This is a genomic window from Larkinella sp., assembly GCF_965227735.1.
In the GTDB taxonomy this organism is placed as follows: domain Bacteria; phylum Bacteroidota; class Bacteroidia; order Cytophagales; family Spirosomataceae; genus Larkinella.
In genome coordinates, this window is record NZ_OZ245776.1 from 4,328,902 (window position 1) to 4,345,961 (window position 17,060).

Below are 17,060 nucleotides of genomic sequence, written 5' to 3' on the forward strand. Positions count from 1 at the left end.
CTAGCCGGTTTTGCTCTCAGGAATCGCAAGGAACAAGACAAATTGGCAGGACGCAAGCCGGGGGTGATGGATGGTTGGTTAAGGCGGATGGAAGGACGGAAATAGAGAGTGAAAAAGAGAATTTCGGAAATCCCGTTTGATGGGCACCGTGAGCTTACGAAACCAGCGTAACGCTAAGTCCCTGCCGCAGGGTGTTGTGGATTTCGGCAATGCGGTCGGTGTGTTTGATCAGCGCGTCAATTTCTTCCGTAGTAGCGTTAGAAACGACCCGGGCTTTGTATTGAAAATCGCTCCCCGGTTCGCCCACACCCCCGAACCGGCCGGTGCAAATAACCTCCACTTCCGACACGCTGATGTTTCGTTCGGCGGCTTCCCTGTAGATGTCATTGCAGAAGCAGGTTGCCAGCGACAGCAGGAGGAGTTCGCCCCCGTTGAGCGATGATCCGTAGCCCGACGGTTTTGAGGCAATCTGGACGGTTTTCGCATCGCCGTTGGTTTGCACGACTACCTCGTGCTGCTGGAAGGTATTTTTCAGGGAAGCGGAGATTTCCATGCTGTTGCCATTTAAATCGGGTCAGATCACGTCTTCCCGCGGTTTTTGTGCGCTGGTAAAACTACTGAAAAGGAGAGACGCTTCAAAGTCTGTCGTCAGCAGAAACGCGGTATAGGTCAAGGCATTCGGACTGACAAAATTTCTTTTTCGACGGTATTTTTGGCAGAAAACCCGCCTTGTTTCTGTCATTTTTTCTGCCCGAAATCCCGTTGGCACAGGGTTTGAAAAACCGGTTTTTGACGGTAAAAACCGATCGTCACTGTTCATTTCTGTATTGTTTAACTTTTAAAAAAGGAGGTTGATATGTCACTCATCAAAAGGAATGGGGCTTCGTCCCCGGCGTTTCCGGCTTTGTTCGATGACTTTTTTAGCCGGGATCTTTTTAATTGGAACAACAGCAATTTTTCCACAACGCAAACGACCATTCCGTCGGTTAACATCAAGGAAACGACCGAAGCGTTTGAGGTAGAACTGGCTGCGCCCGGTATGGAAAAAACGGATTTCAATGTTGAACTGGACGGCAATCAGCTTACGATTTCCTCGGTGAAACAACACAGCGAGGAAAAAGAAGCGCAAAATTATTCGCGCCGGGAATTCAGCTACCAATCGTTCCAGCGCAGCTTCGTGCTTCCCAAAGATGTGGTGGATGAAGACCGGATTGAGGCCAAATACGAAAAAGGTCTGCTGCATCTGACGATTCCCAAGCGGGAAGAGGCCAAACAAAAAGGCCCGAGACGTATCGAAATCGGATAAACCGGACGGCCTGCTCCCCGAGCAGGCCGTTTTTTTGTGTCGAAAGGATGGGTGAATTTCCGGGTCGCCGGTGGTTGTCAACCCGTTACGGCCACCAGACCACCAGTTACCAGATTTTTACTACCAGTTACCATTCCGGCGTTGTGGACCCTTGGCCGACCCGCTACTTTTGATGCATCAACGGGCCAAAAACAGCAAAACCCGGACTCTCACATCATTTCCAACAATTCCTTACAAACACTACGATGAACACATCCATCCCTTCTTCGACCACCAATTCGATTCTGGACAATTACGTTTCGGTCCTGAAAAAGTACAATGATTTCAACGGGCGCGCCCGGCGGAGTGAGTACTGGTATTTTTTCCTGATCAACATGCTGGTTACGCAGGCAATCAATTTCACCAACATCCTCCTTTTCGACGGTCTGGCGGTGATTGGCTGGATAACGATGCTGTTTAACCTGGCGATTCTGGTTCCTTCGGTTGCCGTAGCAATCCGGCGGATGCACGATGTCGGCAAAAGCGGCTGGTATGCGCTGATTCCTTTTTATAACCTGATTCTGGCCTGCACCGAAGGCACGCGTGGCGTCAATGAATACGGTGCCGACCCGAAAGCCAAAGCCGCCCAAGTTGCCTGATTTTCTCGCTTTTAACTATAAATGAAGCCGCCCGATTCTGGTAAATCGGGCGGCTTTTTGTGTTTTGTAGGAGTATGAGTTTACAGATCAATTGGTTGAGGTCTGTTTGGGGGATGTTATGATTTCATTGATTACTGGTTAGTTATTGTGCGGATCAGCGGAACCGATGTTTTAGGTAAACTATTGCCTACTTCAATAAAGATCTTCATCAGCGGCTGATTAACATAATAGTTACTGCGGCCAATTTTCTGCTTATTCACAAAACCTTGCTCCGTCAGCAGTTCCAGGTAGCGTGTCGCTGTCAGACGGGTTACGCGAAGGTCGTCCATCAGGAAATCAATCTTGGTGTAAGGATGCCGAAACAGATTATTTAGTAGATCCTGACTGTAAAGTTTAGGTAGCTGTATACGAAGGTTGTGCTTGTATTGTTGCATCAGATCTCGAATAGCCTGTATAAGCACAATCGTTTGTCGGGCGGTTTGCTCTACACCGTCCAGCATATAGAGTATCCAGCTTTCCCAATTTTGCTGGTCCCTTACAGCTTGAAGATGTTCATAATAACCGGCTTTGTTCTGAATAATGTAACGACTCAGATAAAGAATCGGGAGGTTGAGGAGGTCTTTCTGCACTAAATACAGAATATTGATAATCCGTCCGGTGCGCCCGTTGCCATCATAGAAAGGATGAATGCTTTCAAACTGGTAATGCACAACGGCCATCTTTACGAGAGGGTCGACATCAAGCATCGTATCATCGTTAATAAACAACTCCAAGTTGTTCATCAGGTTTATCACCATGTCTGCTTCCTGCGGTGGTGTATAGACAACCTCTCCAGTTTGTCCATTACGGAGTACTGTTCCCGGTAATCGACGGAAACCGGCGTTATTTTGTTCTAATTCCTGTTGGATGGCAATAATATGCCGCAATGTTAATAGCTTTTGTTCACGCACCAGCGCAAAGCCCTTTTTGAGGGCACTAGCATAACGTTGTACTTCTTTCGTAGCAGGGCTAGTAAGAAGGTCTGTAAATAGCTCGGCCCGAAACAGATCGTCATGTGTAGTAATGATATTTTCTACTGCTGATGAATCTTTAGCTTCCTGTAAAGCCAGTGTGTTTATTAAAGTTGATTCATTTGGAATCGTAGCTGCGACGCCCTTCAACTCAGCCAGATACCGATGAGCGGCCGCTGCCTTGCGGAGGATGGCGCGGGATTCAAGATCAGCGATTGGTGGCAATGGCTCTAGAATAAATGGCATGACGGAAATTAATAGTTACAAAAATTGTATAGAAAACGTACGTTTTCTATACATGTGTCGGCTAACATATATAGAAAACAGGCTTTTTCTATATATGTTAGCCGTAGCATCTCATATATTGACTCAGTATAAATTTGGCAGAAAATGGGGTCTTGTCCGTCAGCGGAACGTGCTGGCTCTACCCGGGCTGTGAAGGGTCGCGCTTTTGCCAGTGATAGGCCGCAACTGAGTTCTTCCAGAAATACTTTTCGGCTACGGTTCGACCTTTCGCGTTGAAGTATTCCTTAACGAGGCCCAATCCGACGTGAAAAGGCCGCCACCGGTCGCTATTCGGCCAATCACTGCCATAAAGCAACCGATCTTCGCCGAAGCGGTCGAATAGCTCATCCAGCCGTTCCCGGTAGAAAGGCAGCGTTTGTGGAATTGTTCCGTCCACCCGGCGCAGAACTTCAGAAATCTTCACATACACCTGGGGCCGTTTGCCCAACGTCTGCAGGTCGGCTTCAGCGGTTTTTCGGACCGCGGCCGCTTCCGGCATGGTCATTTGGGGAAGATGATCGATGATGACCCGCAGATCCGGCACCAGATCTGTAACCCGCACGATGGCCGCCAGGAGCGCCGGATTCGGATTCGCCGTGTCCAGCACCAGTCCGGCCTGAGCCAGGAAACGAAGGTTCGCTACGAACCGGGGATTGGCCAGTTGGCGCGACAGATCGTGTTCCCAAAGGTTTCCGTAGCGAATTCCCCGAAACAGCGGATTTCGCTGGAAGCGTTCGAGTTGCTGGCGGAAGTCCGGCTTGCCTGGCTCGAGATTGCCCACGGTTCCGACGATGATTTTGTCCGTAGCAGCGACGTCGAGTACCCACTGGTTGTCTTCGACCCAGGGACTGGCTTCCACGACAATCGCGCCCACAATGCCGAGGGGTACCGCGATCTTGCGGTAGCGGTCCGGCAACGCAGGTTTATACAGAATGCCGTCTTTTGGGGTTGGCCAGGGCACACCCTGCGGGCGATCCGTATCGAACAAATGAATGTGGGTGTCAATGACCGGGATGGCGGTATCCTCCTTCCGGTCCAACGGCGGAAGCCCGGTCGCAGCGGAAGCACCGACGGCCAGGGCCAGAAAATTTCTGCGGTTCATGGGCCTAAAATTAGCAGTTACCGGGAAACTTGAGCAGGATGGGCGCGGGTCGGATGTTCGGTTTTAGCTTAAATCCGAATTAATTATCCTTTTGATGCCGATTCGATTCCACCCTGCTCCACACCTGTTCTTTCTTCGCTTTGAAAGATAGTGTAGATTTGGGCATTGATCCGCCCGTTGGGACACCACAAGTTTAATACCATATTATAATCATAATGCTACTCGTCGTACCTGACCGGAATCCGGCTACTTTTATCAAAGTTGAGTCTGATCGTTTTATCAGTTTAAACATATGGGAACGACGTCATATCCAGGAGTGGATTCGTCAGGCCCCTGAAGTGTTGGGAGAAGACTTGTTGGTTGTCAGTACAGAATTTAATCGATTTAAAAATTCTGATGATCGGCTGGATATTCTAGCGCTTGACCGGAAAGGCAATTTAGTTATTATTGAATTGAAGCGTGATGGATATGCCGGTTTTGCTGACTTGCAAGCGCTGCGCTATGCTGCGATGGTATCATCAATGCGTCTAGAAATACTCCTGCCTTACTACATTACTTACCAACGTCAGGCTAATTGCCATGATATTGACTCGGATTCGGCCCTGGAACAACTACGGGAATTTGTTACTGAGAAAGAATCCTTTGATGAGTTGTCAGATAAACCTCGCATTATTCTCTGCTCAGAAGGCTTCTCAACGGAACTTACAACGACCGTATTGTGGCTCAATCAGCATGGAATGGATATCTCTTGTGTCAGTATTAAACCTCATAAAGTGGGGGAGCAGATTATTATTGTACCCAACAAAATTATTCCGCTCCAAGAAGCTAAACAATACCTGATTGAAATTCAGCAGAAAGAGGAGGCTAAACAGCAGGTAAACAGTCGCTCTAAAAGACCGACGACGATGAAAGTGCTAATTGAAAGCGGACGCTTGAAAAGTGGAGATAAGATTTATTTGAGTCGTTTTTTGCCTGCCTATCTTCAGCCTGCAAGCCGAACAGATCTGCGGTATGTAGCAGAAATTACGGGCAAGCTAGGTAAAAACGATAATGTCCGCTGGCTCAACGATGGAAGTGAATATTCAATTTCCTATTTGACACACCTTATTTTTCTGACTTATCATCCAAATAATCAGCATCCGGGTGCTATTCAAGGCGGCATTTATTGGGTAACAGAGACAGGTCAGTCGCTCGCGGAAATGGCAGATGATGTTTGGGCTTCAAAACAAATTTTACAGTGATCCCGTATTGGTAAATAGCATTAATTTTCAATCGTGAGGTGGTTGGGAGAATGTGTTCAGCTTATAAGAACTGGAAACCTCCTGGAGTGCTTCAAAGAAGGAATGCGTATGGTGGAAAGAAACGGAGTAGACATTGCCGGAAACACCGTGGACGCAAGAATCTGGACATGCTACGTTTGATAGTGTGCTAAGCTGGGAATAGTTACTATCCGTCGTGCTGGGAGCTCTTATTTGTCAATTTCACTATAACTCATCAAAAAAAGCACCCAACCTCTCAGTTAAGTGCTTCATTTACAGCGAACAAAAAACGAGCGGGAAATGGGGTTCGAACCCACGGCCTGCAGCTTGGGAAGCTGCCGCTCTACCAACTGAGCTACTCCCGCTGATGGGATGCAAATGTTTAAAGAAAGAATGGAAAAGTCAAGGGATTTCGGTGAATCCCGTGCAACAACCGGATGCTCCTTCTTTTGGGCCGCCAACTAAAAATTTATGCACGTAAATGCACGGATTCAGCCACCTCCGGGGGCGGGGGCTTTGTATTATTCCAAAATCGTTTGATCTTACGCGCAAATCCTGACCCTTCTTATGGAAACCAAACCGACCGCGTTCAAACCGTATATCGCCGACAATGCCAGCACGGCCGAATTCACGTTCAAAGCCGTGGTTACCGGTGCGCTGTTCGGCGTGTTGTTCGGAGCCGCCACCGTCTATCTGTCCCTGAAAGCCGGGTTGTCGGTGTCGGCTTCCATTCCCATTGCGGTGCTGGCCATTTCGCTCGGTCGGCGGTTTCTGAAAACCACCATTCTCGAAAACAACATCATCCAGACCACCGGCTCAGCGGGGGAGTCCATCGCGTCCGGTGTGGTGTTTACTCTGCCCGGTTTTCTGTTCCTGACCGACGGCGTTGGCGACGATTTCTTCAATTACTGGACCATTCTTACCCTGGCCATTCTGGGCGGGCTGCTCGGCACGCTCATGATGATTCCGCTGCGCCGGGCGCTCATCGTGGAAGAACATGGCAAATTGCCCTATCCCGAAGGCACGGCCTGTGGCTCGGTGCTGATTGCGGGCGAGCGGGGTGGTGATTTTGCCAAAATGGCCTATCGGGGCCTCGGCGTGGCCTTGCTCTATGCAGTCCTTCAGAAAGTGCTGCACGTCATTGCCGAAGCACCGGTTTGGGCAACGAACCAGGTAAACCGCTATTTTCCGTCGGCACAGGTGTCGGGCGAAATCACCCCGGAGTACCTGGGCGTTGGCTACATCATCGGGTTTCGCATTTCGGCGGTGTTGGTGGGGGGCGGTATTCTGGCGTGGCTGGCCCTGATTCCACTGCTGGCAACGCTGGTGCCGGGCGATACGATTGCCTTGCAATTGATCAAACTGGGGTATCTCGCCAACCTGCAAACCGCCGGTGGCCCCGGCGGCTGGAATCCCGAAACACACGGTTTTAGCGACACGGCTGCCGCCATCTACCGGGCCTACATCCGGCAAATTGGCGCGGGGGCCGTCACGGCGGGCGGTTTTATGACCCTCCTGAAAACCATCCCGACCATCGTTTCGTCGTTTCGCGATAGCTTCAAAAAAGTAGATGTCGCGGCCGAAGGAACGCAGATTCGGCGGACAGAGCAGGATTTATCCATTCGAATCGTTGTCATCGGAAGTCTGATTCTGGCGGTTTTGATGGTGATCTTACCGCAAATTCCCGGTGACTCGGTCCTGACTAAAATTCTAACCGCCATTTTAGTAGTGGTATTCGGCTTTTTCTTCGTTACCGTGGCCAGCCGGATCGTGGGCCTGATTGGCTCCAGTTCATCGCCGGTTTCGGGAATGACCATTGCTACCATCATGGGCACGGCTTTGGTATTCATCGGTGCCGGGCTGACGGGCCGAATCTACGAGCCCGCCGTGCTGGTGGTGGGGGGAATGATTTGCATCGCAGCCGCCACCGCCGGAGCCACTTCTCAGGATCTGAAAACCGGGTATTTGGTGGGCGCAACGCCAAAATACCAGCAAATGGCACTGTTTGTGGGCGTTATCGTCTCGTCACTGGCCATCGGCGCAACGATCAAGATCCTGGATATACCCACGCCCGACCTTGTGGCGCAGGGCATCACCCATGCCATCGGCAGCGACCGCTTTCCGGCTCCGCAGGGAACGCTCATGGCCACGCTCATCAAAGGGCTGCTGTCGTTCAACCTCGACTGGCAGTTTGTGCTCGTGGGCGCGTTCATGTCGTTTGTGGTCGAAATTTGTGGCATCAGTGCGCTGGCGTTTGCCGTCGGGTTGTATCTGCCACTCGCGACGACATTACCGATTTTCGCCGGGGGCTGCGTCAAGGCGCTGGTCGACTGGAATTTCAAGCGGAAAGGCATCGTCGAAGAAGACGCCGACCTGGGCCGGGGCAGTTTGTTCTCAACTGGTTTAGTGGCCGGTGGTGCTCTGGCGGGGGTGGTCGTCGCCCTGCTGTCGGTGAATGAATCGGTCTACAATTTTCTGTCCCGACTGACGCTGGAACCCGCGCTGGAGAGCGCACTGGGGGTTGAAGGCTATCAACTGCTGGGGGCATTGCTGTTTTTAGGCCTGGCGGTCATTCTGTACCGGGTTGCGATGAAACGAAACTGATCAATGAATGAATTTCAAATGATAAATGATGAGCGCCAAATTTAAAAGTGTTTTCTAATCCGGCACTTTTACATTTAGCGTTCAGCATTTTACATTTATCATTTGAAATTAACCTCTACCCCCTTCCAAACCATGAACCATTTTCTACCATTCGCAGCCGGTCTGTGCCTGACCATGCTGGCGTTTACTGCCGGTTTTGCCCAGACCGAAACCGTTACCTACGGCCCGGATTCGCAACGGCATGAGGGCGTTCCGAAAGGTCAGGTGACGAAGTTCGTCTGGAAAAGCACGGTTTTTCCGAATACCATTCGGGAGTATTTTGTCTACGTACCGGCGCAGTACAAGGCCGACAGCCCGACGGCTCTGATGGTGTTTCAGGACGGACATGCCTACGTGAAGGAAGACGGCGATTTTCGGGTTCCGGTGGTTTTCGATAATCTCATTCACCAGAAAGCCATGCCGGTAACGATTGGCCTGTTTATCAACCCCGGGCAGCATGGCAACGACCTGCCGAAAGATCCCTGGCGAGCCGATAACCGGAGTTTTGAATACGATACGCTGACCAACCAATACGCCCGGCTGCTTATCGAAGAACTGATTCCGGAACTCAGCAAGACCTACAAACTGGCCGATTCGCCGAAAAAACGCGCCATCGGCGGGATTTCTTCCGGTGGTATTTGCGCCTTCACGGTGGCCTGGCAACGGCCCGATTATTTCCAGAAAGTGTTGAGCCATGTCGGTAGTTTTACGAACATCAAAGGCGGTCACGTTTATCCGTCGCTCATCCGAAAAGCCCCTAAACGCGACATCAAAGTATTTCTGCAAGATGGCAGCAACGACCTCGACAATGCTCACGGAAACTGGTGGCTCGGAAATCTACAGATGGATGCGGCTTTGAAATTTCGCCAGTACGACTACCGATTTGTCGGCGGGACGGGCGGACACAATGGCAAACACGGCGGTTCTATTCTGCCGGAGTCGCTGCGGTGGTTGTGGAAAGAAAAAGAATAAGGAACCGATTGACGCTGCCGGTTGCTCAAAATTTGGCAGACGTTTATGTAACCGAAAGTATTATTAAGGTAATTAAGTATATTCACGTTCACAATGAAGATAGAGAGTGGCTCCTGTTGCGATGAATCGGTGAGGAAGGTAGTGAAGGCAAACAGGGCCTAGACCCCGGTAGCCCGCGCTACTGGAAAAAAAGATGCACACAAAACTGGAAAAAAAAGTTGGAATCATCGGGGCTGGCCCGGCGGGTTTGACGGCCGCTTATGAACTCGCCAAAGCCGGAATCACCGTCGAGGTGTTTGAAGCAGGGCCCAATGTTGGCGGATTATCACAGTCCTTTCAATTATGGAATCAAACGGTTGATCTGGGGCCGCACCGGTTTTTTAGCAGCGATGCCCGCATCAACAAAGTCTGGTTCGAGGTCGCCGGTTCTGATTTCCGGATGGTGAACCGCCTGACCCGGATTTATTACAACTCCAAACTCTTTTATTACCCCCTCAAACCCTTCGATGCGCTTCGTAAACTGGGTGTCCGCCAGTCGGTTAGCAGCATGAATAGCTATTTTCGGGAGAAAATAACCCCGACGCCCGATCAGCAAACCTTCGAGACGTGGGTGGTTCGGCGGTTTGGCTACAAACTGTATTCCACGTTTTTCAAGACGTATTCCGAAAAGCTCTGGGGGATTGCCTGTACCGATCTGGACGAAGATTTTGCCGCCCAGCGGATCAAAAAACTCTCACTCGGGGAAGCCGTCAAAAATGCTTTCAAAGGTGGAAAAGGCAATACGCACAAAACGCTCATCGACCAGTTTGCCTACCCGGTTGGTGGCAACGGGATGATTTATGAGCGGATGGCTGACTACGTTCAACGCCACGGCGGAGCGGTTCACCTGAAAACTCCGGTTCATTCGGTGGTCACCGACCACGAGGGGCGGTATGGGGTAAAACTGGAAGACGGCACCGTCAGATCATTCGACCACGTGATTTCGACCATGCCGCTGACGCTGCTGGTCAACCGACTGCCGAACGTGCCGGTTGCCGTTAAAAACGAGGTGAGCCGTCTGCGGTTTCGCAACACGATTCTGGTCTATCTCAAAGTAGAATCCAGTAATTTGTTTCCCGATAACTGGCTGTATATCCATTCGAAAGAACTGCTGACCGGGCGGATTACCAACTTCCGAAACTGGGTTCCCGAAATTACCAATGGTGAAAACGCCAGCATTCTGACACTCGAATACTGGTGTTACGAACAGGATGACATCTGGAAAAAAACGGACGCGGAGCTGGTCGAACTGGCTTCGAACGAACTGACCAAAACCGGGCTGATTCCCGGCGCGACCATTTCGGCCGGTTTTGTGAAGCGGTTGGCGCGGAGTTACCCGGTTTATTCAAAAGGCTACAAAGAGATCCTGAAACCGATTCAGGAGTATCTTTCGGGTTTAAAGGGCCTGAGCGTCATTGGCCGCTATGGCTCCTTCAAATACAACAACCAGGATCATTCCATTCTGATGGGCATCCTGGCGGCCGACAACATCGTTTCCGGAGCGAATCACGATTTGTGGGAAATCAACACCGATTATGACAGCTACCAGGAAAGCGCTTCCGTCGAGAGCCTGCAATCGGAAACGGTGTAAAAAAAGACAAGAGGGGGTAGACAAAAGAGTAGAGACCCGAAAACAGTTCCTGTCTCTACTCTCTTGTCTAACCTCTTTCCTCTCCTTCACAACCACGCTTTCAAAATGGCCGCTTGTAGCGCTGTTGGGTTGGGAAGTCGGGTTATTTCAAAACTCCGTTCGGATTTTTTACCCAAAACCGCCCTTATTTCTTTGGACTGATTGCCCTGCAAAACCAGCAGGTTGACCGGATCACCCGGTTTTTTGGCTTTCACCAGGGCGCTCAGGACCTGAACGTCCGCTTTCTGCCCGTCAATCTTCAGAATAACCGTTCCCTTGCGGAGTCCGGCTTTCCAGGCGGGTGATTCCCATTCAGCTTCCGTGACGAGCAGGCTGTCCACCTTTTCATTGAACGAGATGCCCAGCCACGAACCCGGTACTTCTTTGGGGGTCGCGTCGATGGCTAAACCGGCGTAGGCGAAGTATTTCGGATAATCGATTTCCTTCACGGTCGATGCATAATCGAACAGTTCTTTTAACGACGTTCCGGCGGTTTTTTCGCATTCCGCCCAGAATTCATTTTCCGTAAAACCGCGTCTCTGTTTCTGATAATACGTCTGGTACAGCGCCCGCATCACGTCGTCGAGTGACTTTTTATTCTGCGTTTCGTGCCGGATTTTGAAGTCGAGCATCGCCCCCAAAACCGGGCCTTTGCTGTAATACGAGATGGTCTTGTAAGCTTCGTCGCCCGTTCGGCCAAAGGGGCCGTCTTCCCAGGTTTCGAAACTAGCCTGCGTGGCCGACTGGAAGCGGTGGCCGGGTTTGTTTTCATAGCTGACAACGTTTTTCTGTATGGCCCCCAAAACCTCTTCCTCGGTCATCAAACCGGCTTTTTTCAGGATCAGGTAGGGGTAATAGACCGTAAATCCTTCCGAAACCCAGAGCATCCGGGTGCGGTTTTGCTGGTCGTAATTGAACGGGCCCAACTCGACAGGACGAATGCGCTTGACGTTATAATGGTGGAAATATTCATGCGCCAGAAAGTTATAGAGCTGGTTTTTGCCGCTCCGCGTCTTCAGTTGATCCCCGCTGAAACTGATCGACGTGGAATTCAAATGCTCGATACCGCCCCCGCCCGGCCCAATGGCAATAAAGGTGTAGTGTTTGTAGGGAATGTCGCCGATCATGGCAATCGAGCCTTCGACAATCTTCTTCAGATCGGCTATAAATTGCTGCCGGTCGAAGTTGCCGAGGTTGTAACCAATAAAATAATGCGGAATTCCCTGCACCGTGAACGACGGCAATTGCTCAAGGTTTCCCATCAAAATCGGGCTGTCGTAGAGAAGGTCGTAGTTGGATGCCACAAATGTATGGGGCTGTCCGGCAACTGAATCCAGACCGGTGGCGATTGGTCCGCTCCATTTCGCATACGGTTTTAGTGTAACCGTCAACGGGTGCTTAAGCCGTCCTTCGGGATAGAGAAAGACGCCCGCCGGTGAAATGTAGCCCCGGTTTTCGTCCAGGAAATTCCCGGCCACAAAATCGCGGGTGGCTTTTACGTCGTACGTCAGTGCAACGGTTTTAGCCTGCTTGTGATGGACTGTCCAGCGGCTGTTGGCGGTTTTCGCCCATTGCAGCGGTTTTCCGGTGCCGTCGGTGGCCTGAAAATTCTGCACCTGTTGGGCGTAATTCATCAACTGGTAATACCCGGGTGTCCAGACGGGCATCTTCAAATTCAGCGTATCGCCCGGAATGCCTTCGCAACGGAATGTAACGTGGTAAAGATGCGTTGCTGGGTCTTCCATCGAAACCGTAAACGCTAATTTTTCGTCAATTTTTTGTCCGAATGCATGCGGGATGGTGACGAGGAAAGCCGCAGCGAAAGCCAGCTTTCGGAAAAACCGGATGAGAAAAAAAATACGGGAAAAGAGAAGTGCAAAAGTTTCCATAAATACCGCAAAACGCTGGCTGAGTTGGTTGATGAATCTGATCTATAGCTCATTTTAAGTATTATAAGGCTTAATTCAAAAACCAAACTCATCTATAATGTTGAAAATGATACACCGTCTGCGGGTCCGGCGGATGGCAATTTTACAAGGACGCCGAAGCGGACTCAACGTTGGCCGCAAGGCTAAAGAACTGCACAACCAGCAACGCTTTTTGCCAAATGACAAATGTTTTCATTTTCAGGTGGGCAATCTTTGCTCCATCAATTTAAAAAATGAAAGAAATGAAAACCGTAGTAGTTACAGGGGCTTCATCGGGCATAGGCAAAGCTACCGCAATATATTTAGCACAAAACGGATATAAGGTTTATGGTGCAGCACGCAGAGTAGACAAAATGCAGGAACTAAGAGCGTTCGGTATAAAGCCAATGGTACTGGACGTTGCAAAAGATGAAAGTATTGTTGCGTGTGTAGAACAAATTCTCAAAGAAGCGGGAAGCATCGATGTTTTAATCAACAATGCCGGTTCAGGTTATTATGGTGCATTGGAAGATATGCCAATGTCTGATGCAAAATACCAGTTGGAAGTAAACGTTTTTGGCGTGGCTCGCTTGATACAATTAGTATTACCTGCTATGCGAAAAAATAACTACGGAAAAATCGTAAATATTTCATCGGTTGGTGGTAAAGTAACGTTGCCAATGGGCGCATGGTATCACGCGAGTAAATTTGCCATTGAAGGGTTGAGTGATGCACTTCGTAAAGAAGTAAAGTCCTTCGGAATAGACGTAATTGTGATTGAGCCGGGTGGCACAAAATCAGACATGATAGGACTTGGAGCCGAATACATGACAAGAGTTTCAGGCAATACGACATACAGTACATTAGCGAAAGGCGTAAGCAACATGTATGCAGCCGTAGAAAAAGACGCTGCCGACCCAATTGTTATTGCGAAACTTATTAAAAAGGGGATTGAGGCAACTAATCCGAAAACAAGATATGTTGGTGCTTCGGGAGCAAAACTTATGCTATTTTTTAGGAAAATTTTGTCCGATAAACTGTTCGACAGAATGATAATGAGTCAAATGAAATAATTGTTTTATGGAAGTACTGATCGATTATCTGCTACAATTTGGTCATCTAAACAAACAGCAAATAGATTTAATAAAAAGAAAGGCTGTAATCAAAGAAACAAAAAAAGATGAATACTATCACGAAGCCGGAAAAATACCCCGTGAGGTTATCTTTTTGACTGACGGTATTATGAGAGTTAGCTACTACAACAACAAAGGTGATGACATAACAAAGTATTTTATGGAAAAAAATAACTTTGTTGCCGATATAAATAATTACAATCAAAACACGCCGTCAACGGAGTATATACAAGCTATTACAGATTGCCGATACATTGCTTTCTCAAAAACGGCAATGGAAGAATTATCAATGACGATTATTGGTTGGGATGTTATTATTGCTAAAATCACAGCGAAAGGATTAGCAGAAAAAGTGAACAAAATCAGTCCGATGATGACAGAAGACGCGACAGAACGTTATCTTCAGTTTCTTGATAAATTTCCCAATCTTGTCAATCAAATTCCACTGTCTTATTTAGCATCATACTTGGGCATTACGCAATCTTCATTGAGCAGGATAAGAAAAAATATTCGATTTTAAAACTTCAGATTCTGCACCCGAACGGCGTTCAGGATCGCCAGCAACGCGACGCCCACATCGGCAAAAACCGCTTCCCACATGGTGGCAATTCCACCGGCACCCAGCAACAAAACGATGGCTTTGACAACCAGCGAAAGCGTGATGTTTTGCCAGACAATCTGCCGCGTCGCCCGTCCGATTTTTACTGCCGTGACAATCTTCGACGGCTGGTCGTTTTGAATCACTACGTCGGCGGTTTCAATGGTCGCGTCGGAGCCGAGGCCACCCATCGCAATGCCCACATCGGCCAGCGCCACCACCGGCGCGTCGTTGACGCCGTCGCCCACAAACGCCAGTTTGGCCTTGGGATTGCCGGAAAGAGCCTTTTTCAATCGCTCGACCTCCCGCACTTTATCCTCCGGCAACAGATCGCCGATGGCTTCCCCGACGCCTACTTTCTGGGAAACCGCCTGAACCACCGCCGATTTGTCGCCCGAGAGCATGACGGTTTTCAGACCCAGTGCGTGCAATTGTCGAATGGTGTCGGTGGCATCCGGTTTTTCCTCGTCGGCAATCGTGAAATACCCGGCAAACTGCCCATCGACGGCGACGAACACCACCGTAAAGGGAATCGCCGTCAGTGCTTCATCAAACGTTACGTTGAATTTTTGCAGCAATTTGGCGTTTCCGGCCAGCACGGTTTTGCCGTCAACGGTTCCGTGCAAGCCATGACCCGGAATTTCCTCCACGTTTTCTACCGGCAAATGCGGTTCGTTCGGCCCGGCGTAGGCAAGAATGGCCGTGGCCACCGGATGCGTGGATTTGCTTTCCAGAGCCGCCGTCAGATGGGCTAATTCCGTCGTCGTCAGGCCCTGTGCCCGAACTTCCTGCACCTTGAAAACGCCCTGCGTGAGTGTGCCGGTTTTATCCATGACGACGGTTTTGACCTGTGTAATCAGATCCAGGAAAACCGAGCCTTTGAACAGAATTCCGTGTCGGGAGCCCGCGCCAATCCCGCCAAAATAGCCCAGCGGAATGGAGATCACGAGCGCACAAGGACAGCCGATGACCAGAAAAACAAGGCCGCGATAGAGCCAGTCCTGAAAGCGGTAATCCGCCACAAAAAAGTACGGCAGCAGCGTAATGGCCAGCGCCAGCGCGCAGATCATCGGCGTATAGATTTTGGCAAACCGGGCGATGAACTCCTGCGTTTGTGCCTTGCGCCCGGTGGCTTCCTGCACCAGTTTCAAAATGCGCGACAGCTTGGAATCATGATAGAGCGTGGTTACTTCCATTTCCACCAGGGTTTGCCGGTTGATCATGCCCGCCAGCACGCCTTCGCCTTTGGCAATGGTGCGCGGAACGCTTTCGCCGGTCAGAGCCGCTGTGTCGAACGAACCGGTTTCGGACGTTAATTGACCGTCCAGCCCCACTTTTTCGCCCGGTTTGATCTGAATTACTTCGCCGATTTTTACCTGCGCGGCTTTGGTCGGTACGGTTTTTCCGTCCCGCAGAACCGTCACCGTGTCGGGCCGGACATCGAGCAGGGCTTTGATGGAACGACGCGCCCGCATCACGGTGGCATCCTGAAACAATTCGCCGACGGTGTAAAACAGCATCACAGCCACGCCTTCGGGGTATTCCCGGATGAGGAACGCACCCATGGTGGCGACACCCATCAGGAAGAATTCGGTGAAGACGTCGCCTTTCAAAATTCGCATTCCGGCCCGGCGGAGAACCGGTCGGCCAACAGGCCAGTAAGCCGCTAAGTACCAGAAAAACCGCCACGGATCACGAAACCGGTCCGGCACGTAATGATCCAGTACAATACCGCCCAGCAGCAGCAGAAAACTGATGATAACCGGCATGTATTCTTCCAGTCGGCTGAAGATGGATTTTGATTTTTCTGAACCAATCGTTTCCTCCGACGATTCGGTTTCGTCCAGATCCAGCTCATCGTGATCGTGCGTATGCCCGTCGTCGTGGGAATGATCGTGATGCTTTGCCATAGTTCTTAAAGTTCAATGAAAAAGTTGAGGATACCGAGGGCAATCAGGATGCCGCCGGTGATCTGTTTTTCGTGGTGTTCGAGCCAATGCCACTGCACTTTCGCCAGCCCCCGGAACGACAGCGCCGTCAGCCCGACCATGCACAGGATCGTGACGGCAGTGTAGGCAATGCTGAGCGTGACCACCGCCGACCAGCCGAGCGTGCCGGCCGTGAAGAAAAACGTTTCGATTTCCAGACAGGGCGACAGCAGCATGGCCAGCGCCAGCGTGCCGATGATGGCCCGTTTGGAGCGGCCGGACAAGCCTTTCGGAACGTGTTCGTGGGCACTGTGCGGGTTATGAACGGCGAAATAGACCAGCCCCATGAAAATCAGGATCAGCGACGCAATCCAGCGGGTTTGGTCCTCCAGTTGGGCCGATAATTCCACGCCAATCGCGCCAATCAACACCCCGAGAATAACCGTGCTGAGCGTGTGAAAAAAACCGCTCAAAGCCGCTACGCCGAGCGTTTCGCGCATGGTCCAGCCTTCGCTGCGGCCGATGAGGGCCACGGGAAGCCAGTGGTTCGGGATGGCCGCGTGGACGGCCCCCAGTAAAATGCTGCCAAGCAATAGATTTAAAAGCATGG

At 50.5% G+C, this 17,060-nt stretch carries 14 protein-coding genes and 1 tRNA gene; 8 read left to right on the plus strand and 7 right to left on the minus strand.

Annotation, left to right across the window (positions count from 1 at the left end; translation table 11 throughout):
* Positions 1–154: 154 nt before the first annotated feature.
* Positions 155–553 (minus strand): OsmC family protein, encoded by a 399-nt coding sequence (locus ACO064_RS16985; protein ID WP_421828442.1) that lies wholly within the window; start codon positions 551–553, stop codon positions 155–157.
* Between the two features lie 303 nt (positions 554–856).
* Between ACO064_RS16985 and ACO064_RS16990 the strand changes: the two genes are divergently transcribed.
* Both ACO064_RS16990 and ACO064_RS16995 read left to right on the plus strand, forming a co-directional pair.
* Positions 857–1,306, plus strand: a complete 450-nt coding sequence (locus ACO064_RS16990; RefSeq protein ID WP_421828443.1) for an Hsp20/alpha crystallin family protein — start codon at positions 857–859, stop codon at positions 1,304–1,306.
* 245 nt (positions 1,307–1,551) lie between these two features.
* Positions 1,552–1,944, plus strand: a complete 393-nt coding sequence (locus ACO064_RS16995) for a DUF805 domain-containing protein (protein WP_421828444.1) — start codon at positions 1,552–1,554, stop codon at positions 1,942–1,944.
* Between the two features lie 131 nt (positions 1,945–2,075).
* Here ACO064_RS16995 and ACO064_RS17000 read toward each other — a convergent pair whose 3' ends face one another.
* A complete protein-coding gene (locus ACO064_RS17000) occupies positions 2,076–3,200 on the minus strand; it encodes a Fic family protein (protein ID WP_421828445.1) in 1,125 nt (374 codons plus the stop codon).
* Positions 3,201–3,378: 178 nt separating this feature from the next.
* On the minus strand, positions 3,379–4,341 hold the full coding sequence (locus ACO064_RS17005; protein WP_421828446.1) for an amidohydrolase family protein: 963 nt from the start codon (positions 4,339–4,341) through the stop codon (positions 3,379–3,381).
* A gap of 215 nt (positions 4,342–4,556) precedes the next feature.
* On the opposite strand from ACO064_RS17005, the gene ACO064_RS17010 reads away from it, so the two are divergent.
* Positions 4,557–5,582: a hypothetical protein gene (locus ACO064_RS17010; RefSeq protein WP_421828447.1), complete on the plus strand. Its 1,026-nt coding sequence runs from the start codon at positions 4,557–4,559 to the stop codon at positions 5,580–5,582.
* A 310-nt stretch (positions 5,583–5,892) separates the two neighbouring features.
* On the opposite strand, the gene ACO064_RS17015 is transcribed toward ACO064_RS17010, so the two are convergent.
* Positions 5,893–5,965 (minus strand) — tRNA-Gly (locus ACO064_RS17015).
* 202 nt (positions 5,966–6,167) lie between these two features.
* Here ACO064_RS17015 and ACO064_RS17020 point away from each other — a divergent pair.
* The 3 genes from ACO064_RS17020 (at position 6,168) to ACO064_RS17030 (ending at position 10,845) form a co-directional block, all read left to right on the plus strand.
* A complete protein-coding gene (locus tag ACO064_RS17020) occupies positions 6,168–8,204 on the plus strand; it encodes an OPT family oligopeptide transporter (protein WP_421828448.1) in 2,037 nt (678 codons plus the stop codon).
* A gap of 132 nt (positions 8,205–8,336) precedes the next feature.
* Positions 8,337–9,215, plus strand: coding sequence for an alpha/beta hydrolase (locus ACO064_RS17025; RefSeq protein ID WP_421828449.1), 879 nt, complete (start codon positions 8,337–8,339; stop codon positions 9,213–9,215).
* Positions 9,216–9,408: 193 nt separating this feature from the next.
* Positions 9,409–10,845, plus strand: a complete 1,437-nt coding sequence (locus ACO064_RS17030) for an FAD-dependent oxidoreductase (protein ID WP_421828450.1) — start codon at positions 9,409–9,411, stop codon at positions 10,843–10,845.
* Between the two features lie 86 nt (positions 10,846–10,931).
* Here the strand turns inward: ACO064_RS17030 and ACO064_RS17035 are convergent, their stop codons facing one another.
* On the minus strand, positions 10,932–12,773 hold the full coding sequence (locus tag ACO064_RS17035; RefSeq protein WP_421828451.1) for a M61 family metallopeptidase: 1,842 nt from the start codon (positions 12,771–12,773) through the stop codon (positions 10,932–10,934).
* A 272-nt stretch (positions 12,774–13,045) separates the two neighbouring features.
* On the opposite strand from ACO064_RS17035, the gene ACO064_RS17040 reads away from it, so the two are divergent.
* Complete coding sequence (locus tag ACO064_RS17040) at positions 13,046–13,864, plus strand: oxidoreductase (RefSeq protein WP_421828452.1); 819 nt, start codon at positions 13,046–13,048, stop codon at positions 13,862–13,864.
* Between the two features lie 7 nt (positions 13,865–13,871).
* A complete protein-coding gene (locus ACO064_RS17045) occupies positions 13,872–14,444 on the plus strand; it encodes a Crp/Fnr family transcriptional regulator (protein ID WP_421828453.1) in 573 nt (190 codons plus the stop codon).
* On the opposite strand, the gene ACO064_RS17050 is transcribed toward ACO064_RS17045, so the two are convergent.
* Together ACO064_RS17050 and ACO064_RS17055 are read right to left on the minus strand one after the other, a co-directional pair.
* Positions 14,441–16,432 (minus strand): heavy metal translocating P-type ATPase, encoded by a 1,992-nt coding sequence (locus ACO064_RS17050; RefSeq protein ID WP_421828454.1) that lies wholly within the window; start codon positions 16,430–16,432, stop codon positions 14,441–14,443. The two genes, ACO064_RS17045 and ACO064_RS17050, sit on opposite strands and share 4 nt — an antisense overlap.
* 5 nt (positions 16,433–16,437) lie before the next feature.
* Positions 16,438–17,058: a hypothetical protein gene (locus ACO064_RS17055; protein ID WP_421828455.1), complete on the minus strand. Its 621-nt coding sequence runs from the start codon at positions 17,056–17,058 to the stop codon at positions 16,438–16,440.
* Between the last annotated feature and the right edge of the window lie 2 nt (positions 17,059–17,060).